This window comes from Hymenobacter oligotrophus (assembly GCF_003574965.1).
Taxonomy (GTDB): Bacteria; Bacteroidota; Bacteroidia; order Cytophagales; family Hymenobacteraceae; genus Solirubrum; species Solirubrum oligotrophum.
On sequence record NZ_CP032317.1, the window covers coordinates 711,740 to 734,507 of the forward strand.

Sequence of the window (22,768 nt, forward strand, 5' to 3'; positions counted from 1 at the left end):
AGCTAAATGCGAAAAGCCGGTAAAGCAACGGGGCCCAAGGTGGGCGACGTTGCTTTACCGGCTTGCGCGGCGGCGTGGCAGTTTGCTACACCGACAAAATCTCCACCATGCGCATAAAGCCCTGGTTGATGAGCTTTTTCTTGTAAATAGTGTCGTGGAAAGGGGTGTACACCAGCTTGCGGTCGACGATGCCGGCCATTACGTTGCGCATGCCGTTCACCAAACCCTCCACGGCCGCAATGCCAATTTGCGAAGCCAGCAGGCGGTCGGCTGCCGAGGGGGCCCCGCCGCGCTGAATGTGGCCGATAACCGTTACGCGGGCGTCCATTTCCGGAATGGCCTCCTTCACTTTGTTGGCAATGATGGTGGCGTTGCCTTCCTCGTCGCCCTCGGCTACGATGATCAGGAACGACGACTTTTGGCGCTTGCGGGCGGTTTGCAGCGTTTCGATAACCGTATCGATGCTTTGCTGCTGCTCGGGCACCAACACAATTTCGGCCCCGCCGCCAATGGCGCACGGAATGGCAATGTAGCCCGAGTCGCGGCCCATTACCTCCACAAAAAAGGCGCGGTCGTGCGAGTCGGCCGTGTCGCGGATTTTGTCGATGGCGTCGAGCGCCGTGTTCACGGCCGTGTCGTAGCCAATGGTGTAATCGGTGCCGTAGAGGTCGTTGTCGATGGTGCCGGGTGCCCCTACGGTCGGAATGCCGAACTCCTCTTCAAACTTCATGGCGCCGGTAAAAGTACCGTTGCCGCCGATGGCCACGAGGCCCTCGATCTTGTGGTTCACCAGCTGATCGAACGCCTGTTGGCGGCCCTCCTTCGTCATGAACTTCTGCGAGCGAGCCGACTTAAGAATGGTGCCGCCGCGCTGCACGATGTTGGCCACCGAGGTGGTGTCGAGCCGCACGATTTCGCCTTTGATCATGCCGGAGTACCCGCGCATAATGCCGTAAACTTCGATGCCGTGGTAGAGGGCCGTGCGCACCACGGCGCGGATGCACGCGTTCATGCCGGGCGCGTCGCCGCCGCTCGTAAACACTCCGATGCGTTTCATGCTAGTAAGAAGGGCAGAAAAACGGGCCGATTGGCGGCCCGTTCAGGTGTGGCAATGTAAAGCAACTACTAACCGGTACGGCGGGTTGCTGATTTAAGCCTGCAAATATGCGCCATTATTTGACAGTTTTTTTTCGGCTTGCGTATGCAGAGCTAGGAGGGAAAAGATAAATTAACATCGCCCTCGTAGCCAACCGGCTTGGCCGCGGGTTGGCACTAGCCAGCTAGGCTTTTGGTGCGGCCGTTCTCCTTCACCGTTTCTCTTCCCACCGTATGTTTGGTTTCTTCGAAAGCGAACAAAGCAAGAAAGTACGCAGCCACATTCACAACCTGGCTTCGCTGGCCCGCGTCGACGGGCACATCGACGAGCGGGAGATGAATTTCCTGGTGTCGGTGGGGAAGAAAAACGGGCTGAGCTCGAGCGATGTGCGCAGCGTGGTGGCACAGGCGCAGCAGCATAGCCTTACGCTGCCCGACAACGACTCCGAGCGCTTCGACCAAATCTTCGACCTGGTGGACATGATGCTGGCCGATGGCGTGGTGGACGACAACGAAATGGATTTTTGCATCGACATGGCCGAGAAGCTGGGCTTCCGCAAAGCCATTGTGGGCGTGCTGGTGCGCAAAATATCCATGGGCGTGCGCGACGGCCTGCCCCGCGAACAAATCAAGACCGAATCGGAAGCCTTCCTGAATTTCAAAGGCGAAGGCACCGCCGCCCACGGCCGCGGCCTATAGTTGGCTGCGGCGTACCTAGGGCTTACTATACAGTCATCCTGAGCAAAGCGAAGGACCTTACCACCGCTGAACAAGTCGTTGCTACGATTTTCGTTCTCGCGTGATAAGGTCCTTCCTGCGTCAGGATGACAGATGAAAGCAAGCGTCGCGGCTTGCGGCGCTTGCTACTGCCGGGCTACTGCATCAATGGCCCGCAGCAAGGCCGCGCAGGCGTAGTCGATTTCGTCGTCGGCGATGGTGAGGGGCGGGGCCAGGCGCAGCGAGTTGTCGCAGAACAAAAACCAGTCGGTAAGTATGCCTTCGTGCGCGAGGGCGTGGTCGATGATGGGCTTCAGTACCGCAAACGACTCAAACTCCACAGCCATCATCAGTCCCTGGCCGCGCACCGCCCGAATGGCCGGGTGCACCAGCTGCTGCCGGAAGCGCGCGGCTTTGCCAGGTACGCCGGCCAGCAGGTTGTCGTCGAGGATAGTGCGCAGCGTGGCCAGCGAGGCCGCGCACGACACGGGGTGGCCGCCGAAGGTGGTGCAGTGGCCCAGGATGGGGTTCGTCTTGAAGCCCTGCATGATTTCCTGGCGCGAAATGAATGCCCCGATGGGCATGCCGCCGCCCATGCCTTTGGCCGTAAGCAGAATATCGGGCTCGATGCCAAATTGCTCGAAGGCCCAGAACGTGCCCGTGCGGCCAAAACCGCACTGAATTTCGTCCAAAATCAGCAGCGCGCCCACTTGGGTGCAGCGGCGGCGCAGGTGCCCTAGGTAGTCGTGCAGGGGCACGCGCACGCCGGCTTCGCCCTGTACCGTTTCCACGATTACGGCGGCCGTGCGCGTGGTAATCAGCTCGAGGTCGGGCAGGTGGTTGTAGCGGATGTGGCGCACATCGGGCAGCAGGGGGCGGTAGCTGCGCTTAAAGCCCTCGGAGCCGTTTACCGACAAGGCGCCCTGCGTGGAGCCGTGGTAGGCGTTGTGGCAGCTGATGAGCTCGGTGCGGCCGGTGTGGCGCTTGGCCAGCTTAAGCGCGCCCTCCACAGCCTCGGTGCCCGAGTTCACGAAGTACACGTTGTCGAGGGCCGGGGGCAGGGTTTGGTGCAGGGCGTGGGCCAGCTCGGCCGGCGGCGCCTGTACCAACTCGCCGTACACCATCAGGTGCAAGTACTTATCGAGCTGCTGCTGAATGGCTTGCAGTACGCGCGGGTGGCGGTGCCCCACGTTGCTCACGCCAATGCCCGAAATCAGATCGAGAATGCGGCCGCCGTCGGGCGAGTACATCCACACGCCTTCGGCGCGCTCAATTTCGAGCAGCAACGGAAAGTCGGACGTTTGGGCCTGGTGGCGCAAAAAAAGCTGGCGGGGAGTAAGCATAAGCGTGCAGAACGAGCCCGCAAAGTTACCCCACCCAAGGCATAACCGCGCCGCCAGCGCCCGGTACCTAGGGCAAAACAAACAAGGCGCCCCCAGCGGGGCGCCTTGTTTGTGGAGTGCGAGCAGCGGAGTTAATCGTCGTTGGTGGCGGCTTGGGCAGGGCGGTTGTCGAGGCGCTTGATAAGGGCGCGGGTAAACTCGCGTTCGGCCTGCTGCAGCTGGGCCACCTGGCGCAGGGTAATTACCTTCTCAAAACGGGCCACATACTCTTTGTCGAGGTTCAGCTCGTTCTGGCGCATGGCAAACTGCTGGTTGAGCGCCGCCCGAATGTCTTTGTCGCTCATGGCGGAGTAATCGGTGCCGCGGCGCGCCTCGCCGGCCTGGCGGCGCAGGGCCCGGCGCTTTTCGGTGTACTCGTTGAACAAGGGCCAGAAGCGCTGCGACTGTTCGGGCGTGAGGGCCAGTTTTTCGGTGATGTAGGCCACGCGGGCGCTTTCGAGGCGCTCCATGCGCGGGCCGTTGCCGGGGCCACCGGGCCGCTGTGCCATGGCGGGCGCGCCGGCACCTAGGGCCAGCAGCACAAGCAGCGGGTAGAGCAATCGAAAAAGCTTCATATCAGGAGAAAGGAGTTGCAAAGATGGGCTTAGAGGTAAACATCCACGCTGGGCTGCTCGTCGAGGGCGGCTTCGAGCTCGGCGCGCGAGGTGCCGGGCAAAAACGTGGCCGTCAGGTCGCGGTCGGCCACGGGCGTTTCCGACAGGTCCTGCAGCGTCAGGCGCTCATCGTGGGTGAGCAGGTACTGCACCACCTCGGCGTGCGGCACGGCCGCCAACGCCTGCGCCGACCTAGGCGCCACGGCCGCCGCCGGGCCAGCGGCGTAGCGCGCCGGGCCGTTGGTAAGCCAAAACGCGCCCACAAAAGCCACCAGCACCAGCGCCGAGGCCAGGGCTGTGCGCAGCGGCGCGCTAAGCGCCGCCAGCCAGCCAAACAGCGGCGCTGCCTCGGGTTCGGCGGGGCGCACGCGCTGCATCACGCGCAGCGGCAGCTTATCGAAGTAGTCCTCGGGCGGCGCGGCCAGCGGGGGCTGCCGCCGGGGGTGGTCGTCGAGGCGAAAAGGCATTTTCATATCGGTTAGAGGGCCGCAAAGCCCCGAGGTTTAATGGCTGGCTTCGTTTACGTATTGCTCGATCTTCTTGACGGCGTGGTGGTACGATGCCTTAAGGGCGCCCACGCTGGTGCCGGTAACCTCGGCCATTTGCTCGTAGGGCATTTCGTCGTAGTAGCGCAGGTTAAACACCATGCGCTGCTTGTCGGGCAGGCGCAAAATGGCTTTCTGCAACTTCAGCTCCACCTCGTCGGCGGCCAAGGAGTCGTCGGCCTCGAGCTTGGCCGAAAGCTCGGCGCCCACATCGTTGAGCGGCAGGAAAAACTTGCGCCGCTTGCTCTGCAAAAAGTTAAGGCATTCGTTGGTGGCAATGCGGTAAATCCAAGTGTAGAGCGAGGCGTCGGCGCGGAAGTTCTCGAGGTTGTTCCACACCTTCACGAACACGTCCTGCACCAGGTCGTCGGCATCGTCGTGGTCGATTACCATTTTGCGCACGTGCCAGTACACCCGCTGCTGGTACTTGCGCACCAGTTGGTTGAAGGCCACGTTGCGCGCAGCGGGGTCCCGAAACTTGAGGAGGATTTCCTGGTCTTCCAAACGGGCGAGGGGAGAAGTGGGAGAGGCGGTTGGCGTGTGCGGGGTTAGACGCAAGCCACCCGGCTGGGTTTAACTGGTGCGCCAGAAATTGTTATTCGCCTGTGCGGCCGACCCCACCAGCCTTGCCGCCGCGCGGCGGTCAAGCGCGCCACCGCTTGCCAGTGCCTGGCACCCGATGGGCAAATTTTGCGGTCGGCAAATAACGGTTGCTTCGGGCAGGGTTGTTTTACTTGCAGGCCGCTATCTGCATCCGGCCACTAACACTTCTTTCTTCAAGCAACCCATGCGTAAACTAATTGTCCTGCTGATTGCCCTCGTGGCCACGGCCTGCCGGCATGAGCCCAAAGGCGTCGAAGTTTCGTTTGCGGTAGTGGCAGAGGCGTACCAGGCGGGCGAGCTTAAGAAGCTGAGCTACAGCGAAGCCGACAACCTGGTGCTGGCCGAACCCACCCGCGAAGCCCTGAATACCTACAAGTATTCGGACATGATGGACTATTCTTCGGGCAAAGGGCAAATAAAATAAGTCCAGGAGCTCAGGCTTAAGGTAAAAGTCGTTTCGTTGGCTGATTTCACCCGCGAAATGGAAAAGGCCACGGGCCGCCGGCCGGTTGTTGAAATCCTGAAGTAGGGCCCGCCGGAGCAAGAAGTCGCGCAAGGTGGCCCTAGGTGCCGCTTGTGGCCCGCCGCGGCAGGGGCCGGTTGCGCCGGGCAGCCAGCGTGGCATACCCAGCAGCCCAATGCCGTTCTACCGCGCCCAGCAAGCCCGCTGCCCAAGCTTTATGGCAGAGTTAGGTATAGTCAGCCCAGATAGTTGTGGCCTGTTGTGTTTCATAAGTAGTTAAGAGAGTGTATATTGATAGTGCCTGCCCGGCGCTGGCCGGGGCAGCGTGGCCAAAGCGCAAGCACAGGCGGCAGTTGCAGGCGTATGGTTTCGGAAGACTAATCAGCTCGGCTTTATGCTCCGATTCCGCATCACATCGGGTTATGCGTTGGCGCTGCTGGCGCTCATGTTTTTCACCCAGGAGGTGCGCATGAGCTTGCGGATGCTTCTGATGCGTGCGATGTGCGGCTGCTGGGGCAACCGCACGTTCAGCGAGTGGGAGAGTTGCAGTAGCTGCGCCGCCACCGAAGCCGGCCAACTGGGCGCCCAGGCCCTAGGTGCCAGCTTGCCCTACCTGCAAATGTGGCTGGGCTACCAGCTGCTCGCCGAAAACCACCATGCCCGCACGCGGGCGGTTGGCTTGGCGCTGGTGTTTGCCAGTCTGCCGCTGGCCCGCCTGAGCTCGGCCACACTCGCCGCAGGCCCCGAAACCCACCTGATGCGGCAGCTACTGGGCGAGTGGGGCGCCAGCTGGCTGGCGGCCATTTTGCTGGTGCTGCTGCTGGTGGTGCCGCCTGCCATTCGGGCCCACGATGCCCTGCTGCACCCCAAGCGCGGCGCCCTGTTTCTGGGCCTGCTGCTGGTGCCGTTGGCGGCCAACGCGGTAGTGGTTACGGGCGTGCTCGATCCGTTGCTGCGCTCGGGTGTGCTGGCCGGCTACGGACCAATGCATGCGCCTTGGCTGGCCTTGCTGTGGCTTTGCGTGCTAGGAGTGGTGCTGGTGGCCTCGTGCCGCTGCCTGCGCCTGGGCGACGAAGCCAGCAATATTTCGCTGTTTCGGCACCAGCGAAGCTCGGGGCTGGCCTGAGCAACTACCCGTCGCAGGCGCAACGGCAGCGCTTCGGTGCTTGCCAAACCGGCTGCAAGCCCGCCATGCACCGCCCGGCACGGATAAGAGCCAGCCCCGTAAACATGGTTTCAGCGGTGATGGGCAGCACCACAGACTATTTGCGACGTTTGGCGCGGGCTAGCAGGCAAGCCCTCTAAAAAGGCAACGCCCCCAACCACCTAGGGGCCGGGGGCGTTGCGTGCCGCAAGATGAGCCAGACAGCTTACTTGCGGCGGCTGATTACTTTCTCAACGGCCGCTACAATGGCGGCTTCGTTCAGGCCGTATTTCTCCATCAGCTGATCAGGCGTACCCGATTCGCCGAACGAGTCGTTCACGGCTACCATTTCCAGCGGCAGTGGCTCCTCGCGGGCCAGCAGCTGGGCAATGCTGTCGCCGAGGCCGCCGTGCATCTGGTGCTCCTCGGCCGTTACCACGCAGCGCGTTTTGCGCACCGATTGCAGCACCGCTTCCTCGTCGAGTGGCTTAATGGTGTGGATGTTGATGATTTCGGCGTTAATGCCTTTCTCCGCCAGCAAGTGTCCGGCCAGGATGGCTTTCCAAACCAAGTGGCCCGTGGCGAAGATGCTCACGTCGGTGCCTTCGTTTAGCATCAGGGCTTTGCCGATTTCAAACTTCTGATCGGCCGGGGTGAAATTGGGCACCACCGGGCGGCCAAAGCGCAGGTACACCGGGCCTTCGTAATCGGCAATGGCCAGGGTGGCGGCTTTGGTTTGGTTGTAGTCGCAGGGGTTGATGACGGTCATGCCGGGCAGCATCTTCATCATGCCAACATCTTCCAGAATCTGGTGCGTGGCGCCGTCTTCACCTAGGGTAAGGCCAGCGTGCGAAGCGCAGATCTTCACGTTCTTGCCCGAGTAGGCAATGCTCTGGCGAATCTGGTCGTACACGCGGCCCGTGCTGAAGTTGGCGAAGGTGCCCGTAAAGGGAATTTTGCCACCGATGGTGAGGCCTGCCGCCAGGCCCATCATGTTGGCCTCGGCAATGCCTACCTGAAAGAAGCGCTCTGGAAAATCCTTTACAAAGGCGTCCATTTTCAAAGAACCAATCAGGTCGGCGCACAGGGCTACCACGTTGGGGTTGGTTTGGCCAAGCTCGTGCAAGCCAGCGCCGAAGCCGGAGCGGGTGTCTTTCTTCTCGGTGTACGGGAAATCTTTCATGTATGGGGTTGGGAGAGGGTTTCTAAATGAGTTCGAACAAACCCCCTCCTCAGACGAGGAGGGGATGCGGCAATTTACCGCCGCTGGGGTGGTTGACGACGTTGCTGACGTCCATACACCTAGGGCTGACCATTGAACAGATAATGCTTCGCTGCAAGTCTGCAGCTGCATTACGTTTGCGCATTAGGCACGAGGTGAATGCACGAGCGAAGTTGGTTCTGGCGGCGCGGACGCCCGTCAACCACCCCAGCCGCAGCCGGAGGCTGCGGCGTCCCCTCCTCATCTGAGGAGGGGAGTTGGTGCACGTCAAATTCATTCATCACTTGCCAAAAATGCTGACCGAAGTGGTTTGCCCACTACGGATGGTAAAGCTGCGCACATCGGTGAACTTGCTGCCGGTGGCCGTGCTGGTGCGGAACACCAAGCGGTAGTTGCCGGGCTGCATCGTCAGGTTGACTTTGCTGCTGGCGTTATCAGCTAAGGTGTATACCCAGGTTTGGGTGTCGTCCTGGTTTAGGCGGTAAATGCTGCCGTAGCCTTTCAAATCCGACAGGATGTTAAGCGTGCCAGGGGCATCGTACGTCACCACGGTTTCCTGGCCTTGCCGGATGCTCACGCGCCGAAACTGCCTGGGCAAGGTCAGAATTTCAACCTCGTAGTTGCCCGTCAGCAGCTTTTGCTTGCTGCCGAAGGGCCTTGACACCAACGTGGCCGGGTTGCCTTGCATGCGCACCACGGCGTGCATGGTGCCGTAGGGATTGGGCGTAAGCTGCGGGTTTTGCAGGTGGAGGGTGCCTTGCGGAGTTTTGAAGCTCAGCACGTTGGCTTTGCCCGGCTTGATAGGCAAATTGGCCTGCCGCACCGGCGGCACCGTGTTGATGACCAAATCGTAGGATTGCAGCGGGTCGACATCGAGCACATCGGCCTGGCCTTTGGCGTCGCGCCAGTGTACGTAGTTGTACTCGGGCGTGTCGGTGAGGCTGTTCAGGAAAGTCAGGTTCACGTTCGACTCCACGGGCCGGCCGTTCTCGTCCGTCAGGTTCACGGCCACCGTGGTTTTGGCCAGGGTTTGGGCGATAACGTCGTTGAGGATGGTCCGGAAGGTCTTCACATCGGCCGCGTTGTAGTACTGCCCCAGGCACTCCAGCTGCTTGCCAAAATCGCGCTCGGCGCCAATGCCAATCACAAACGGCTTCAGGAAGATGCGCTTGCGCTGCAAGGCCAGCGAAGTGGCGCACGGGTCGCCTTTGCACGACTCCAGCCCGTCGGTAATTAGAATGAGCACGTTGCGCGAGGTTTTTTCCGACGGAAAATCCGACGCCGACTGCATCAGCGAGTACGTAATGGGCGTGTTGCCTTGCGGCTTCAGCTCCTGTAGCTTTTGCTTGATGGCGGCCGCATTCTTGCGCGCAAAGGGCACTTCCAACCGCGAGTCTTCGCAGTTATTTTCGTCTTTATCGTGCAAGTGGCCGTAGGCGCGCAAACCCAGCTCGAGGTTGGGGTAGGCGTTGAGCGAATCGGCCATGCGGGCCAGCAAGCGTTTGGCTACGTTCCAGCGCGGCTCGCCTTCCCACGGCGCCAGCATCGAGCCCGAAGCATCGAGCACGAACAGAATGCGCGTGGTTTTGGGCTGGCTTTGCGGCCCAGCTTGCTGGGCGCGCAAAGGCTGGCCGGCCAACAAGCCGGCAACAACCAAAAACCAGAGAAAGAGCGTGCGAAGTAACATGCGGTGGAGGCCGGGGCTGCTCCTACAAAGTACAGGGTAGGAGCAGCTTAACCTAGCATTGACAAGCGCCGAAAGCAGAACTATTAACTAACGCCAAGCGCCCGGTAATCGTCTGGGCCGATGCCTTTCGGAGGCTTAGTAATCGGAGTTTTGTTCAACCTCGAGCTGCTGCAGGGCTTTCTCCAACTGCTCGTCGTTCGGGGCTACGCCGTGCCACTTGTGCGAGCCCATCATGTAATCGACGCCGAAGCCCATTTGGGTATCCATCAGCAGCATTACGGGCTTGCCTTGGCCGAGCAGCGATTGGGCTTGCTCCAGCGCCGGCAGCAGCGTTTCGAACTGGTTGCCATCGGCTTCGATTACTTGCCAGCCAAAGGCTTCGAACTTGGCGCGCAAATCACCTAGGCCGCCCACTTTGTCGGTGGGGCCGTCGATCTGCTGGCCGTTGCGGTCGACCACCGCAACCAGGTTATCCACCTTGTGGTGCGGGGCGTACATGGCGGCTTCCCAAATCTGGCCTTCTTCCAGCTCGCCGTCGCCCATCAGCACGTACACGGTGCGGTCGTCGTTGTTCAGCTTTTTGGCTTGCGCCGCGCCAATGGCTACGCTCAGGCCCTGGCCCAACGAGCCCGAGGCCACGCGCACGCCGGGCAAGTGCTCATGCGTGGTGGGGTGGCCCTGCAGGCGCGAATCGAGCTTGCGGAAGGTAGCCAGCTCGCTTACCGGGAAGTAACCCGAGCGGGCCAGCACCGAGTAAAACACCGGCGAAATGTGGCCGTTCGAGAGGAAGAACAGGTCCTGGCCCACGCCGTTCATGTCGAAGGGCTCGGGCGTGTGCTTCATGAACTTGAAGTACAAGGCCACCAGCAAATCGGTGCAGCCCAGCGAGCCGCCGGGGTGGCCCGAGTTTACGGCGTGCACCATGCGCACGATGTCGCGGCGCACCTGCGCGGCTATTTGCTTAAGCTCGGTGATGGAGCGGGTCGCCGTGGCTTCGGCGGGAGAAGAAGAAGCTGACATAGAAAGTAAGTAGGGAATTCGAATCCGTGAGGGCTGCCTGCGGCGCCTTATGCGGCATAGCGGCGGCCAAGGTTGCAAGAGTTGGGGCTAGGCCAAGTGGCCCTAGGTGCTGGCAAAAATCGGCAGTGGCTGGCACCTCGCCAAAACCAAACCGGCGGGCCTACAAGAGGTCCGCCGGCGGCTGAAATTACTTGAGCAATTGAGCAGCGTGGTTCTTGGTATCGGGTCGGCGGATGATGCGCTCCACGCGGCCCTCGGCATCGATCAGGAAGGTGGTGCGCACCACGCCCCAGTAGGTGCGGCCGTAGTTTTTCTTTTCCTGCCACACGCCGTACGCTTGGGTTAGCTGCTTATCGGGGTCGGCCAGGAGCTGAAAAGGCAACTCGTACTTCTGGGCAAAGCGCTGGTGCGACCCCTCGGTATCGGGGCTGACGCCCAAAACGGTGATGCCGGCAGCTTTCAGCTCCGTCTCGCCATCGCGCAGCGAGCAGGCTTGGGCCGTGCAGCCGGGGGTGTCGTCTTTGGGGTAGAAGTACAGGGCCACGCGCTGGCCGCGCAAATCGGAAAGGCGCACGGTGTAGCCGTGTTGGTCTTGCGACGCGAAGTCGGGGGCTTGGTCGCCGGGGATCAGCGTAATCATCGGGGCAAAGGTAAAAGCCTTAGCCAGATGTAGCGCCTCCTGGGTGCCGGGCGGCACCGGCACCGGCGGCACCTAGAGCTGGTTGGCCTCGAGTTGCTCGGTGTAAATCAGCTTGCCGACCGGGAAACCCTTTTGCCGGGCTACCTCCACGAGGTTGTGCAACGTGGGCAGCGCGAGGTGCGGTTTGCGGGCGAGTATCCAGAGGGCTTTGCGATTGGGCGTCCCCACCAGGGCAAACTGGTACTCTGGGTCGAGCGTCAGAATCCAGTAGTCGCCCTCGAAAGGCCACTGAAACTGCACTTTCAGCTTGGCGTTGGTGGCGGTATCCACCACCCGGGCTACGCCGTGCACGTCTTCGGCGGGGCCGTACACCGAGTTTTTGCGGCAAGTGTTCTTCACCTCAAGGCGGCCATCGGGCAGGGGGCGGTACTCGGCCGTTACGTTGGTGCAGCGCCTCTCGTAGCGTTGCGGCAGCCGCGCTATTTCGTACCACAAACCGGCGTAGCGGTGCAAATCGACGTGCGGCACGGTACTCAGCTCGGGGAGTTTGCGGCGGGTAAGCGCGTACACCGCCGCTCCGGTAGCAAGCGCGGCCGCGGCGGCCGTCAACAGGCCAGGCTTACGGATGTTGGGCGTAGTCATGAAAGAAGGGGTGTGGTTTGGGGCTTCGGGTGCCAGCCCTAGGTACGTTGGGGCGGCGTTTACGTTAGGCCTACCGGGCACCTTGCGCAGCAAGCCCAACCACACTGGCGCACAAGAAAAAAGCGGAGCCGGGGCTCCGCTTTTTGTCGGTTAAAGCTGAAAAGTGAGGGTCTTTTCGTTGCCGGCCTGATCGGTGATGTGCAGGCGGGCGGTGCCGCGCAAAGGCGGACCTAGGGTGTCTTCGCGCTCCGTAAACAGGGTGGCGTTTTTGTGCTCGAAGCGCAGCCGCTTAAACTGCCCGTTGATTTCGAGGCGGTAGCTGGCCAGGCCCGAGAGGTCGTCGCCTACTTTGAACACCAGCCCGCCGTAGCCCTTGCTCACCAGCCTGGCCGACGGGGCCGTGGTATCGGCCAGGATGCGGTACTGACCTAGGATTTTGGTGGAGAAGGAAACGGCTTCGTCCTCCCACTTGGCGCCTTGGTAAATGCGCCCGTTGCCGCGGATGAGGTACACCGCCGAGCGACGCTTATCGGCCACGGGTACTTCGGGCTTTAGCGTTACGCGAATGGGCGCCAACAGCGGCGTACGTGGGTTTTGCACCGTCCAGAGGCCGTTTTTGTAGCTGGTTTGCAGGTACAGCGTGTCGAACAGCGTGTTGGGGCCGAAGGCGATGTTTAGGTACTGGTTCGAGAACAGCTGCTCGGTTTGGGCCGGTATGGCCGCTACCCGATCGAAGCGCTGCGCCAGCCGAATACCCGGAAAACGCATGGAATCGGGCAGGCCGGCGCGCAAATCGTAGAGGTACACCGTGCGGCTTTGGTCGGTGTAGCTCGGCTTCAGCTGCAGCTGGCGGTTGCCGCGCAGCAGCGTTAGGTTGGGCGCCTGGCGGGCGGTGTCGTCGGCGGTTACGCGCAAAATGTTGCGCAGCACATCGTAGCGCAAGGTGGGCTTGCGCACCGCGGCCGAGCGCGTTTGCCAGTACTCGGATGCTACGCCGCGCAGCACCATGCGCAAAGGCGTGGAGTTGCCGTACGAGTCGGAAAGGCGCATTTCAATGGTATAAACCTTGCCGGGCTCGGTGCGCAGGCGGCCTTTGCTGGGGCCGGTTTGATAAATGGGCAGGGTGTTGCCTTCGTCGACCCACAGCTTTTCCATCGTTCTACGGGTCGTCATCATGTACTCGTAGTCGGTGTGGTGGTTTACCTGCCGGGTTTCGTCGGGGAAGCCCACGCCGTTGATGGCGTGCGTGTAGTGCGGCTCTCCGTTCACGCGCACCTCCACCCGCTGAATGCCGTTTTTGTTCCAGGCGTTGTCGAACCGGTCGAAGCCCTGCAGCAGCAGCCCCACCGTGCCCGACACCGGAATGGTATCGGCCACGGCAAAACCCGCGGTGATGGTGCCGGTGGGGGCAAACAACCGCTTCTCGAAGCGGCCCTGCACGCGGCTATTAATGCTGAGCGGCTCCACGGCCGTCATCACGGCGGTGGGCGGTATGTGGTCCTGAATTTCGGCAAAGCCACCCCACTGCAGCGGGTTCAGCTGCGTGTCTTTGGCGTCGCGCACCTCCCAGTGCAGGTGCGGGCCCGCCGAGCCCCCGGTGTTGCCCGACAGGGCCACCACGTCGCCGCGCTTCACCTCAAACTCGCCGGGCTTAAAAAACAGCTCCAGCTCGTAGGTCTGCTTTTCGTACTGGCGCTTGAGCAGCTCTTGCGCCACCGGGCCTTTAAACTGATTGAGGTGGCCGTACACCGTTACCAGCCCGTTGGGGTGGGTGATGTAGAGCACGTTGCCGTAGCCGAACGACGACTGCTTCAGACGCGAAATGTAGCCATCGGCCGAGGCGTACACGGGCAAGCCCACCACGCCGTCGGTTTTGATGTCGAGCCCGCCGTGAAAGTGATTGGGGCGCAGCTCGCCCATGCTGGCGGCCAGCAAGTTGGGCTTGCCGGGCTTGATGGGAAACAGGAAGTAATCCTTCGGTACCGAAACGCTGTCGGGCGGCGCTGCGGCTGTTTGGGCGGCCGCGGGCTTGTCGCCTTTATCGGTATCGGTGGTGCAGGCCGAGGGGGCCGCCGAGGCAAGCAACAGCATGGCTGGGCCAGCCAGCAACCAAGTAGAGAGCAGGCTATTCTTCAGCACAATCAACAAACAACGTTTAACCAACTCCTCTTTACTTCACGGCTACTTCGAGCAGCTTTTCGTCTTCGATGTAGCCCGTAAGCTGGTCGCCTACTTTGATGGGGCCCACGCCGCTGGGCGTGCCGGTAAAAATCAGGTCGCCCATTTTCAGGGTGATAAAGCGCGACACGTAGCTGATGATTTTGTTGAAATCGTGCAGCATCATGCCGGAGTTGCCCTGCTGGCGCACCTCGCCGTTTACCTCCAGCCGGAAGTTGATGTTCTTCGGGTCGGCAAACTCCGATACGGGCTTGAAGGTGGTGCCTAGGGGCGCCGAGCCATCAAACCCCTTGGCAAGGTCCCAGGGCAGGCCTTTGCTTTTGGCTTTGCTTTGCAAGTCGCGGGCCGTCAGGTCGAGGCCCAGGCCAACGGCATCGTAGTAGGTGTGGGCAAAATGCTCCTCGATGTGGCGGCCGTTTTTGCACACGCGCAGCACCAGTTCAATTTCGTGGTGGATGTCCTGCGTGAACTCGGGGTAGAAAAACGGCATGCCACGCTGCAGCAGGGCCGTATCGGGTTTCAGGAAGATGACGGGCTCGTCGGGGACTTCGTTATTCAGCTCGGCAATATGTTCGGCGTAGTTGCGGCCGATGCAGAGAATCTTCATGTGAGGCGGAGTCGGGATGGGGGAGGAAACCGGCAAACAACCGGCCCTAAGCAAAAGTACACCATTGCGGCGGCGCGTAAAATGCCAGAGGCAATGCGGCCCCTTACGCAAAAGCGGCTGAGCACGTTAGGCCGCCGCACAACATTTGGCCTAGGTGCCGACGTATAGCAGCCATACCGCTGAGCTGGGCTGAATTACGTATTCTAGCTGCCAGGAGCGGATTCTGCCCGTTCCGTATTCTGAATTGCCCGCCCCTTCATGCTAAAAAATTTGATGCTTGCCGCGGCCGTATTCGCGGCCGTGAGTTGCTCTACGGTGCCCATCACCGGCCGCTCGCAGCTCAACTTGGTGTCCGATCAGGAAATGAACGCCATGGCTGCCCAGGAGTACCAAAAGGTACTGCAATCGAGCCGCCTCTCGGCCGACGCCGCCCAAACCGCCATGGTGCGCCGCGTGGGGCAGCGCATTCAGCAGGCCGTGGAGCAGTACTTCCGCCAAAACAACGCCTCGGCGCAGCTCGAGGGGTACCAGTGGGAGTTCAACTTGATTCAGGAAGACCAGCAAAATGCGTGGTGCATGCCCGGCGGCAAAGTGGCCGTGTACACGGGCATTCTGCCCGTAACGCAAGACGAAGCCGGCCTGGCCGTGGTAATGGGCCACGAGGTGGCCCACGCCGTGGCCAAGCACAGCAACGAGCGCATGAGCCAGCAAATGGCCACGCAAGGCCTCGGGGGCGTGCTCTCCACGGCCGTGGGCCAAAACCCCTCGGCCACGCAAAACGTGTTTTTGCAAGCCGTAGGCGTTGGCTCGCAGCTGGGCCTGCTGAAATATGGCCGCAACCAGGAATCGGAAGCCGACCACCTAGGGCTTATCTTCATGGCCATGGCTGGCTACAACCCCGATGCGGCCGTTGCGTTTTGGCAGCGCATGGCTGCCCAAGAGCAAGGCGGCAACATCGAGTTTCTATCAACCCACCCCTCCAGCTCTACGCGCATAGCCGACATCCAGCGCGATTTGCCGGAGGCGCGTAAGTACTATACTGCCCGCTAGCGCGGCTTACTCCTGTGTTCACACCCCGTTTTTTCCGCCTCTTTGCTACCGCCGCCCTAGGTGTGGCGCTTTTTTCAGCCTGCGAAACCTCCAGGCAAAACTTCCCCGAGGGCAAAGGCCCCAACCGCCAGGTGGAGGAAAGCCTGCGCGTGCTCGATTCGCCCAACCGCCTGGTGGCCGTGGTGGAGGCCGGAAAAGTGGAGTACAAAGTGCCGCGCCAGCAGCTGATGGTAAACTTTACGCGGCAGTTTGGCGACGGCACCGTGGTGAACAGCGCCCAGGTGCGCAAGGTGCAAAGCTCGGCCAAGGAAAAGGCCTCGTATTTTCTGGTAGGCTTGGGCCTGCGCAACGGCATGTTCCGGGCCATGGCTATGCCGCTGGAGCTGACCACCGATAACGAGCTGTACCTGAGCTCGGCTACCGAACGCTACCTGTTGGAGGGCCGCGGCTGCCAGATGTGCTACTTCAACTTCAACCGCAGCGCCATTACCGGCTCCACGTGCGAGGACAACTCGGGCGGCGGCACCTGCGACCTGGAAATCAAGGAGAAGAATACGTTTTTTCCCGCCACAGCCAACAACAGCCGATGAGCCGCAAGTGGATTTTGCGCCTGACGCTGACGGCTTTGGCGTTGCTGGTGACAACCGACCGGCGCAAGAAGCCCGCGGCGCCACCGCCTCCGCCGCCCAAACCCGACCACGACTAAACGCAACGGCGGCCTGCCCTAGGTGGAGCAGGCCGCCGTTGCGTTTGGCAGGGCATACTTACACGTTGGCCGCAGCGCCGGCAAACTCGCTGATGCGGCGGGCTAGGTCGCTCATATCGGCTCGCTCGAGGGGGTGCGGCGTATTGGGCAGCACATCGAAGGTGGCAGTGGGCAAATACATGGCAAATTGCCGCGAGGGCTCTACGCCGGCAGTTTTGTCGCCGTCGCCCACCAGCACCTGCACCGGAATGGCCAGCGCCGATAGGTTTAGCTCGTGCAGGGCCGGCGCGTTGCCCAGCTCTTGCATCATGGCGGCCGTGGAGGTTACCACCGCCTGCCAGTTGCCGGGGCCGTGGGTGCGCTGCAAGTGCTCCACAAACTGCGGCACTTTGGCTTGCATTTTTTCCGCATCCAGCATTTGCACCTCCTGGGCCGCCACCTCCGGCGACCAATCGAATTTGGTACCCAGGGTGGTGATGGAACGAATGCGGCCCGGGTCGGACACGGCGCTCAGAATGGCCGCGTAGCCGCCCATGCTGTAGCCAAACACGTGCACGTTGTCGAGCTGGTGCTCGGCCAAAAAGTAGCTTACCTCGGCGGCAAAGTGCGTCATGTTGAACTGCTCGGGGTGCAGCTCGCGCCCGCCGTGGCCGGCGAACGAGAAGGATTGCACGGCGAAATCGGCAGCAAGGCGCTGGGCCAGGGGCGCAAGCTGAGCCGCCGAACCTAGGGCGCCGTGGAGTAGCAGGAGGGTAGGTTTCATGATGGCAATAAACGATTGTAGCGCGGACTGCAAAGCCCGCGCTACAATTGCGCCAAATTTGGGCGCGGCTGCTTAGTTGCCCGTAACCTCGCCGGCCAACTTGCCTAGGTCGATGCCATCGAAGGTGCCCGAGGTCATCATCAGCAAGTTGGTGTTCTGCCAGTTTTGCTCCTGCAGAAAGTCGGCCAGCTTGCGGCTGTCGGTAAACACGCGCAAATCGGCGCGGTGGAAAGCCTCGGCCACTTGCAGGTCGCTGAGCGGGGGTAGGCGCTTGTGCGCCAGCACCTGCGGGTTGAAGTACACCACGGCCACATCGGGCGCGTCGAAAGTGCCTTCGTACTGCGGCAGAAAATCGGGGTTGAGCGAGCTAAACGTGTGCAATTCCAGGCAAGCAATCAGGCGGCGCTGCGGAAATTGTTTCTTGAGCGCGGCTGAGGTCGCCTTCAGTTTCGAGGGCGCGTGGGCAAAGTCCTTGTACACCACCGAAGTAGCGCCTTGCTTTACCAGCTCGAGGCGGCGGGCCGCGCCCTTAAACGTGGCCACGGCTTCGTAAAAGTCTTTGCCCTTGATGCCGAGCTGCTTGCACACTTCCTTGGCCGCCGAAATGTTACGCAGGTTGTGTTCGCCAAACACTTGCATGGGCACCAGCTCGTCTTTCTTGGTGATGAGCGACGTGACGCCGTTTTTAATCACGTGCTCGTGCGGGCCGTAGCCCACGTATTTCACGTCGGGATTCGAGGGCACGCTTACCAGTTGCGCCTGCTCGTCGTCGCGGTCGTAAATGAGCACGCCGGCTTTGGGCGTCATGCGGGCAAAAATGGCAAACTGCTCGCGGTAGTTTTCTTCTGTCGGGAACACGTTGATGTGGTCCCAGCTGATGCCCGAAATAACCCCGATGTGGTGCTGGTAGAGGTGAAACTTGGGCCGGCGGTCGACGGGCGACGATAGGTATTCGTCGCCTTCGATGATGATGATGGGCGCGTCGTCGGTCAGTTTCACCATCAAATCAAACCCCTCGAGCTGGGCACCCACGGCGTAGTCGAACTTGCGGCCGTGGTGGCGCAGCACGTGCAGGATGATGCTGGTGATGCTGGTTTTGCCGTGCGAGCCGCCAATTACCACGCGCTGCTTGTCCTTCGAGGCTTCGTAAATGAACTCGGGGAAGGAGAAGATGCGCAAGCCCAGCTCCTGGGCCCGGTGCAACTCGGGGTTGTCGGGGCGGGCGTGCATGCCCACAATCACCGCGTCGAGCTCGTCGGTAACGCGGCCGGCATCCCAGCCCGTTTGCTCGGGCAATAGGCCGGCTTGCTGCAAGCGGGTACGCGCCGGATCGAAAATCTCGTCGTCGGAGCCGGTTACGTGTACGCCTTGGCGGTGCAGGGCCAAGGCCAGGTTGTGCATAATGCTGCCGCCCACCGCAATGAGGTGGACGCGCCGATAAGTTGGTAAAGCCATGCGGGCAGTAGGTGGTACGCTACACAAGGGCGGCTCAAATGCCGAGCCACAAAAGTAGCAAAGGCCGCGCGGGTCGGCTGCTACACCTGAGCTAATTGGCCAAAGTAGCGAAAACTCTGTCGGCAATCAACGTCGACAAATCAGCCCGCCGGGCGTAGTTTTGTAGCCCTTTTCTGGTACTTTCGGAATAAGTGGATCTGCCGCACGATGATGGACGAAAGCAACAGCCGCGTTAAACAATTGGCCGCCAGGGCCCACAAGGCCTGGAACAAGCCCGTGGTAGCCACCAACCCAACCGGCAAGCTCCCTCCGCAGGCTCTCGACCTGGAGTCGGCCGTGCTGGGGGCACTGATGCTCGAGAAAGACGCCCTCACCAGCGTAATTGATATCCTGAAGCCCAAAAGCTTCTACAAGGAGGCGCACCAACAGATTTTTCAGGCCATTTTGTCGCTGTTCGACAAAACCGAGCCCATCGATATCCTGACGGTAACGCAGGAGCTGCGCGCCATGGGCGCCCTGGAAATGGCCGGCGGCCCGCAGTACGTAGCCTCGCTTACGTACCGCATTCAGTCGGCCGCCAACATCGAAACGCACGCCCGTATTATCACGGAGCATGCCATCAAGCGCGAGCTGATTTCCATTGCCTCCAACGTGCACCGCGACGCCTACGAGGACACAATGGACGTGTTTAACCTGCTCGACCAAACCGAGCAGGCGCTGTTTGAGGTGTCGGAATCGAACATTCGCAAGAACTTCGACGACATGCGCAGCCTGATGGGCAAAGCCATCAAGGAGCTGGAGGAGAAGAGCAAGCAAACCGGCGGCCTCACGGGCGTAACCTCCGGCATGGTAGCCCTCGACCGCGTAACGTCGGGCTGGCAGAAGTCGGACTTGGTGATTATTGCGGCGCGCCCGGCCATGGGTAAAACCGCTTTCGTGCTTTCCTGCATGCGCAACGCGGCCGTGCTCGATAAAAAAGCCGTTGCGTTCTTCTCGCTCGAAATGTCCTCCATTCAGCTGGTAAACCGTCTGATTTCAGCGGAAGCGGAGTTGGATTCGGAGAAGATCAAGAAGGGCAACCTGGCCGATTACGAGTGGCAGCAGCTTAACCACAAGATTGCCACGCTCTCGAACGCGCCTATTTTTATCGACGATACGCCCGGCTTGAGTATCCGCGAGCTGCGCACGAAGTGCCGCCGTCTGAAGTCGCACCACGACATTCAGATGATCATCATCGACTACTTGCAGCTGATGACCGGCAACGGCGACGGCAAGCCCGGCGGCAACCGCGAACAGGAAATTGCCTCGATTTCGCGGGCGCTCAAAGGCATTGCCAAGGAGCTGAACATCCCGGTAATTGCCCTGTCGCAGCTTTCGCGTTCGGTAGAAACACGCGGCGGCGACAAACGCCCGCAGCTAAGCGACCTTCGCGAATCGGGCTCGATTGAGCAGGACGCCGACATGGTAATGTTCTTGTACCGCCCCGAGTACTACGGCATTACCGAAGACGAAATGGGCAACCCCACCCAAGGCGTGGGCGAGGTAATCATTGCCAAGCACCGTAACGGCGGCCTTGACACCATTCCGCTGAAGTTTATCGGCCGCTTCACCAAGTTCTCGGACCTCGACAGCGGCGGCTTTGCGCCCGAAGCGGCCAACTACAATACCGGCCAGCTGCCCGCCAGCAACTTCGATAGCAGCTTCGACGACGACCCGGGCTTCGCGCCGAACACCATCCGGTTGGGCTCGCGCATGAACGACCTAGGTGCCCCGCCGCAACCTTTCCCGAAGAGCAACTTCGGCAACGAGGACCCGCCGTTCTAGTTGGTTAGTACCCATAAAAAAGCCGCTCATGAGGATACTCCTGAGCGGCTTTTCTTGTTAGGCACCTAGGGTTACTTGGCCGTGAGGGCGCAGTCAAGAGCGGGCGCCTGTGCGGGTACATGGTCGCGGCCAACTACGGCAAACACACGCTGCCCCGCTTGGGCTTTAGCCGCAAGTGTGCGGTACATGTACAAGTTGCGGAACTCGCTGGAGGCCCGGTTCACCTCGTTGGTAAACTTGCCGCCGGTGTTCGCCGAGGTATCGGCAGGGTCGAACCAAGCCGAGGGCGCTTCCCACCAATTGGTGCCGTCGTTCCAGTGCTTTTTGTAAGCGGCTTCCAGTTCGGCCACGCTCCGGATTACCTGATCGGAGCCCGGTAGCATTTGGGCGCTTTTTACCAGCAAGGCTTCCATGGCTTTGGTTATCTGCTCCTGGGTAGAACCGGTGCGGGTGCGCAGACGCTGGGCCTCGCGCAGCATGTAAAACAGCTTTAGCCGCTCTAGGTCGATTTTGCTCTTCAGATACTGATACTCCGCTACCGGGTTGTCGAGCGACTCCACGGGCAAGTTGTGCTGCTTGGCCAAAAAGCGCACGTAGCCCGACTCGCCGTACTTGCTGATGGTAGCGGCTGCGGTGCTGTCGATGCCGCGGTTAGGGCCTTCGTAGAACACCACCGTTGGCTTGGCGCTTTCAAAAGCCTGCTTAATAAGCGCGAACTGCTGGTGGGTGGTTTGCTGCGAGTGTTCGGCACCAAAGTAATAGACGCTTCCCCCGTTGGCGGCTGCGCGCGTGTACGTCCATTGTTTGGGTTTGTCTTTCTGCCCATAACCTATGAGCTGCTTATCGCAGGGGCTAGGTGCTAACGAACTTTGTTGAGCCTGGGCAATGCTGGCAGTAGCCAACAGCGCTGTAATCAAAAAGAGGTGAGGGAGGTGCATGGCTAACGGAGGATAGATTTCGGTAGCAAGATTTGGAATTATGCTACACGGCGAAATCACATATGCATGTGTACTTCAGCAGCATGTGGAGGAGCCCAAAACAGCAGCGCCTGGCTTGCTACGCGAGCAAGCCAGGCGCTACATTTATAAAACCAGGAGACTACGCGGTGGCAGTAGCCATTTGCTTGCGCTGCTTCTTGCGCTCTTTCTTTAGGCGGTTCAGCCACAGAATTACGCCCGTAACCGGGAACGTTACGCCCAGCACGCACACTACCAAAGCAATAATTTTGGAGGGCATGCCGTAGATGGCGCCGGTATGCACGGGCTTGAAAGTGCGCCGTACGCGCTGGCCCAGGTTGCGGTCCTCGAAAGCGAGTTTACCTAGGGGGCGGCCGGTGTATTGATCGAGGTACAGCTCGTCGGTGGCGCCTTCGTAGGCGGCGTTGGCGGTGGTGGTCATTACGCGCACGGCTTCGGCCGAGTCTTTGGGCATGGCAATGGCATACGACAGCGCGTTGGGTACCTGCTGCTGCGCTACAACGTAGGCTTGGTTGAAGCCCAGCTTGCCACCATCGGCTACCAATTCCGACTTGGGTGCTTCGGGGCCTTTGGGGTCGGAGTTGGTAACGGCGAAGATGCCATTGTTGAACCACTCAAACGACCACGCCAAACCCGTGAAGGCAAACACGAACAAGAACAAGGCCGAGTAAAAGCCCAGCACAATGTGCAAATCGTGGTTGAGGCGCTTCCAGCTGGCATCCCATTTCACGGTAAGGCGCTGCTTTAGCACTTTGCCCGTGGCCGGGAACCACAGCACCAAGCCCGTAACAATGATGAACAAGAACATCAGCGTGCTCGTGCCCACAATCAGCTTGCCCACGGGGCCGCCCACCATGCCGCGGTGCAGCGCCATCATGGAGTAGAAGAAGGTTTCGCGGTACACGTAGGGGCCTATCACGGCGCCGGTGTAAGGGTTCACGAAATAAACCGGGCCGCGGCCGCCTTCGCCACCGCCTTTGCCGCCTTTTTCGCCCTTGCCGTCTTTGGGGCCGGCTTGGGGCTTCTCGCCGCCTTGGGCAGCGCGCGCGGCACCCTCCTTACCGCCGTCTTTGCCGCCGGGGCCGCCCGCCAGGTTTACCTCGGCGGTGCGCATGGGGTCGGCGTAGAGCTTGATGCTGGCCACCTTGGCTTTGGGCACCTGGGCCTGCACGGCAGCTACCATTTGCTCGGGCGCGAGGCGTTGGGCGCCGGGCTGCGTTACGAAGTAGCGCTCGGGGTGCAGGGCTTGCTCGAGTTCTTTCTCGAACACGAGCACGGCGCCCGTAAAGCACACAACGGCAATAACCAGCCCCGATACAAGGCTGAGGTACAAGTGAATGTTGCGGAAAAGGACCTTCATGGGAGTGCGGCGCCTGATACGCCGAACCCACCGAACCAAACTGGCCCGATGGGTTGCGGTATCAACAAAAGTGT

The 22,768-nt window shown here is 60.9% G+C and carries 22 protein-coding genes; 6 read left to right on the plus strand and 16 right to left on the minus strand.

What is annotated here, in order from left to right; all coding sequences use genetic code 11:
• Positions 1 to 85 precede the first annotated feature (85 nt).
• Positions 86 to 1,057, minus strand: coding sequence for a 6-phosphofructokinase (gene pfkA / locus D3Y59_RS02930; RefSeq protein ID WP_119443691.1), 972 nt, complete (start codon positions 1,055 to 1,057; stop codon positions 86 to 88).
• A 272-nt stretch (positions 1,058 to 1,329) separates the two neighbouring features.
• Here pfkA and D3Y59_RS02935 point away from each other — a divergent pair, with 272 nt between their 5' ends.
• Positions 1,330 to 1,794 (plus strand): tellurite resistance TerB family protein, encoded by a 465-nt coding sequence (locus D3Y59_RS02935; RefSeq protein ID WP_119443692.1) that lies wholly within the window; start codon positions 1,330 to 1,332, stop codon positions 1,792 to 1,794.
• Between the two features lie 164 nt (positions 1,795 to 1,958).
• Here the strand turns inward: D3Y59_RS02935 and D3Y59_RS02940 are convergent, their stop codons facing one another.
• The 4 genes from D3Y59_RS02940 to D3Y59_RS02955 all read right to left on the minus strand — a co-directional run bounded on the left by D3Y59_RS02940 (position 1,959) and on the right by D3Y59_RS02955 (position 4,857).
• Positions 1,959 to 3,155, minus strand: coding sequence for an aspartate aminotransferase family protein (locus D3Y59_RS02940; RefSeq protein WP_119443693.1), 1,197 nt, complete (start codon positions 3,153 to 3,155; stop codon positions 1,959 to 1,961).
• A gap of 131 nt (positions 3,156 to 3,286) precedes the next feature.
• Positions 3,287 to 3,769 carry a periplasmic heavy metal sensor gene (locus D3Y59_RS02945; RefSeq protein ID WP_119443694.1) on the minus strand — a complete coding sequence of 161 codons (483 nt, stop codon included), beginning with the start codon at positions 3,767 to 3,769 and terminating at the stop codon, positions 3,287 to 3,289.
• Between the two features lie 29 nt (positions 3,770 to 3,798).
• Positions 3,799 to 4,281, minus strand: coding sequence for a hypothetical protein (locus tag D3Y59_RS02950; RefSeq protein ID WP_119443695.1), 483 nt, complete (start codon positions 4,279 to 4,281; stop codon positions 3,799 to 3,801).
• A 30-nt stretch (positions 4,282 to 4,311) separates the two neighbouring features.
• The gene (locus D3Y59_RS02955; protein ID WP_119443696.1) at positions 4,312 to 4,857 is read right to left on the minus strand and encodes an RNA polymerase sigma factor; all 546 of its coding nucleotides are present in this window, start codon (positions 4,855 to 4,857) and stop codon (positions 4,312 to 4,314) included.
• 283 nt (positions 4,858 to 5,140) lie between these two features.
• Here D3Y59_RS02955 and D3Y59_RS02960 point away from each other — a divergent pair, with 283 nt between their 5' ends.
• A complete protein-coding gene (locus tag D3Y59_RS02960; protein WP_119443697.1) occupies positions 5,141 to 5,380 on the plus strand; it encodes a hypothetical protein in 240 nt (79 codons plus the stop codon).
• 433 nt (positions 5,381 to 5,813) lie between these two features.
• Positions 5,814 to 6,545 carry a hypothetical protein gene (locus D3Y59_RS02965; RefSeq protein ID WP_162910502.1) on the plus strand — a complete coding sequence of 244 codons (732 nt, stop codon included), beginning with the start codon at positions 5,814 to 5,816 and terminating at the stop codon, positions 6,543 to 6,545.
• A gap of 244 nt (positions 6,546 to 6,789) precedes the next feature.
• Here the strand turns inward: D3Y59_RS02965 and D3Y59_RS02970 are convergent, their stop codons facing one another.
• From D3Y59_RS02970 to D3Y59_RS03000, 7 genes are all read right to left on the minus strand, one after another.
• Positions 6,790 to 7,746 (minus strand): transketolase family protein, encoded by a 957-nt coding sequence (locus D3Y59_RS02970; protein ID WP_119443699.1) that lies wholly within the window; start codon positions 7,744 to 7,746, stop codon positions 6,790 to 6,792.
• A 319-nt stretch (positions 7,747 to 8,065) separates the two neighbouring features.
• Complete coding sequence (locus D3Y59_RS02975; protein ID WP_119443700.1) at positions 8,066 to 9,472, minus strand: vWA domain-containing protein; 1,407 nt, start codon at positions 9,470 to 9,472, stop codon at positions 8,066 to 8,068.
• Between the two features lie 135 nt (positions 9,473 to 9,607).
• The gene (locus D3Y59_RS02980) at positions 9,608 to 10,492 is read right to left on the minus strand and encodes a transketolase (RefSeq protein WP_119443701.1); all 885 of its coding nucleotides are present in this window, start codon (positions 10,490 to 10,492) and stop codon (positions 9,608 to 9,610) included.
• A gap of 187 nt (positions 10,493 to 10,679) precedes the next feature.
• Positions 10,680 to 11,129, minus strand: a complete 450-nt coding sequence (bcp, locus tag D3Y59_RS02985) for a thioredoxin-dependent thiol peroxidase (protein ID WP_205590887.1) — start codon at positions 11,127 to 11,129, stop codon at positions 10,680 to 10,682.
• Positions 11,130 to 11,204: 75 nt separating this feature from the next.
• Positions 11,205 to 11,774, minus strand: a complete 570-nt coding sequence (locus D3Y59_RS02990) for a lipocalin family protein (protein ID WP_162910503.1) — start codon at positions 11,772 to 11,774, stop codon at positions 11,205 to 11,207.
• 150 nt (positions 11,775 to 11,924) lie between these two features.
• Entirely contained in the window at positions 11,925 to 13,913 is a 1,989-nt protein-coding gene (locus tag D3Y59_RS02995) for a M23 family metallopeptidase (RefSeq protein ID WP_162910504.1), read from the minus strand.
• A 31-nt stretch (positions 13,914 to 13,944) separates the two neighbouring features.
• Complete coding sequence (locus D3Y59_RS03000; protein ID WP_119443704.1) at positions 13,945 to 14,559, minus strand: fumarylacetoacetate hydrolase family protein; 615 nt, start codon at positions 14,557 to 14,559, stop codon at positions 13,945 to 13,947.
• Between the two features lie 258 nt (positions 14,560 to 14,817).
• Here D3Y59_RS03000 and D3Y59_RS03005 point away from each other — a divergent pair, with 258 nt between their 5' ends.
• Positions 14,818 to 15,609, plus strand: a complete 792-nt coding sequence (locus D3Y59_RS03005; protein WP_119443705.1) for a M48 family metallopeptidase — start codon at positions 14,818 to 14,820, stop codon at positions 15,607 to 15,609.
• A gap of 14 nt (positions 15,610 to 15,623) precedes the next feature.
• Positions 15,624 to 16,199: a hypothetical protein gene (locus D3Y59_RS03010; RefSeq protein ID WP_119443706.1), complete on the plus strand. Its 576-nt coding sequence runs from the start codon at positions 15,624 to 15,626 to the stop codon at positions 16,197 to 16,199.
• A gap of 174 nt (positions 16,200 to 16,373) precedes the next feature.
• On the opposite strand, the gene D3Y59_RS03015 is transcribed toward D3Y59_RS03010, so the two are convergent.
• Both D3Y59_RS03015 and D3Y59_RS03020 read right to left on the minus strand, forming a co-directional pair.
• Positions 16,374 to 17,078, minus strand: coding sequence for an alpha/beta fold hydrolase (locus tag D3Y59_RS03015; protein ID WP_119443707.1), 705 nt, complete (start codon positions 17,076 to 17,078; stop codon positions 16,374 to 16,376).
• Between the two features lie 72 nt (positions 17,079 to 17,150).
• The gene (locus D3Y59_RS03020) at positions 17,151 to 18,533 is read right to left on the minus strand and encodes a UDP-N-acetylmuramate--L-alanine ligase (RefSeq protein WP_119443708.1); all 1,383 of its coding nucleotides are present in this window, start codon (positions 18,531 to 18,533) and stop codon (positions 17,151 to 17,153) included.
• A gap of 210 nt (positions 18,534 to 18,743) precedes the next feature.
• Here D3Y59_RS03020 and dnaB point away from each other — a divergent pair, with 210 nt between their 5' ends.
• A complete protein-coding gene (dnaB, locus tag D3Y59_RS03025) occupies positions 18,744 to 20,357 on the plus strand; it encodes a replicative DNA helicase (RefSeq protein ID WP_119446294.1) in 1,614 nt (537 codons plus the stop codon).
• Between the two features lie 71 nt (positions 20,358 to 20,428).
• Here the strand turns inward: dnaB and D3Y59_RS03030 are convergent, their stop codons facing one another.
• Both D3Y59_RS03030 and D3Y59_RS03035 read right to left on the minus strand, forming a co-directional pair.
• A complete protein-coding gene (locus tag D3Y59_RS03030) occupies positions 20,429 to 21,274 on the minus strand; it encodes a hypothetical protein (protein ID WP_162910505.1) in 846 nt (281 codons plus the stop codon).
• A gap of 181 nt (positions 21,275 to 21,455) precedes the next feature.
• On the minus strand, positions 21,456 to 22,694 hold the full coding sequence (locus D3Y59_RS03035; RefSeq protein ID WP_119443710.1) for a PepSY-associated TM helix domain-containing protein: 1,239 nt from the start codon (positions 22,692 to 22,694) through the stop codon (positions 21,456 to 21,458).
• Positions 22,695 to 22,768 lie beyond the last annotated feature (74 nt).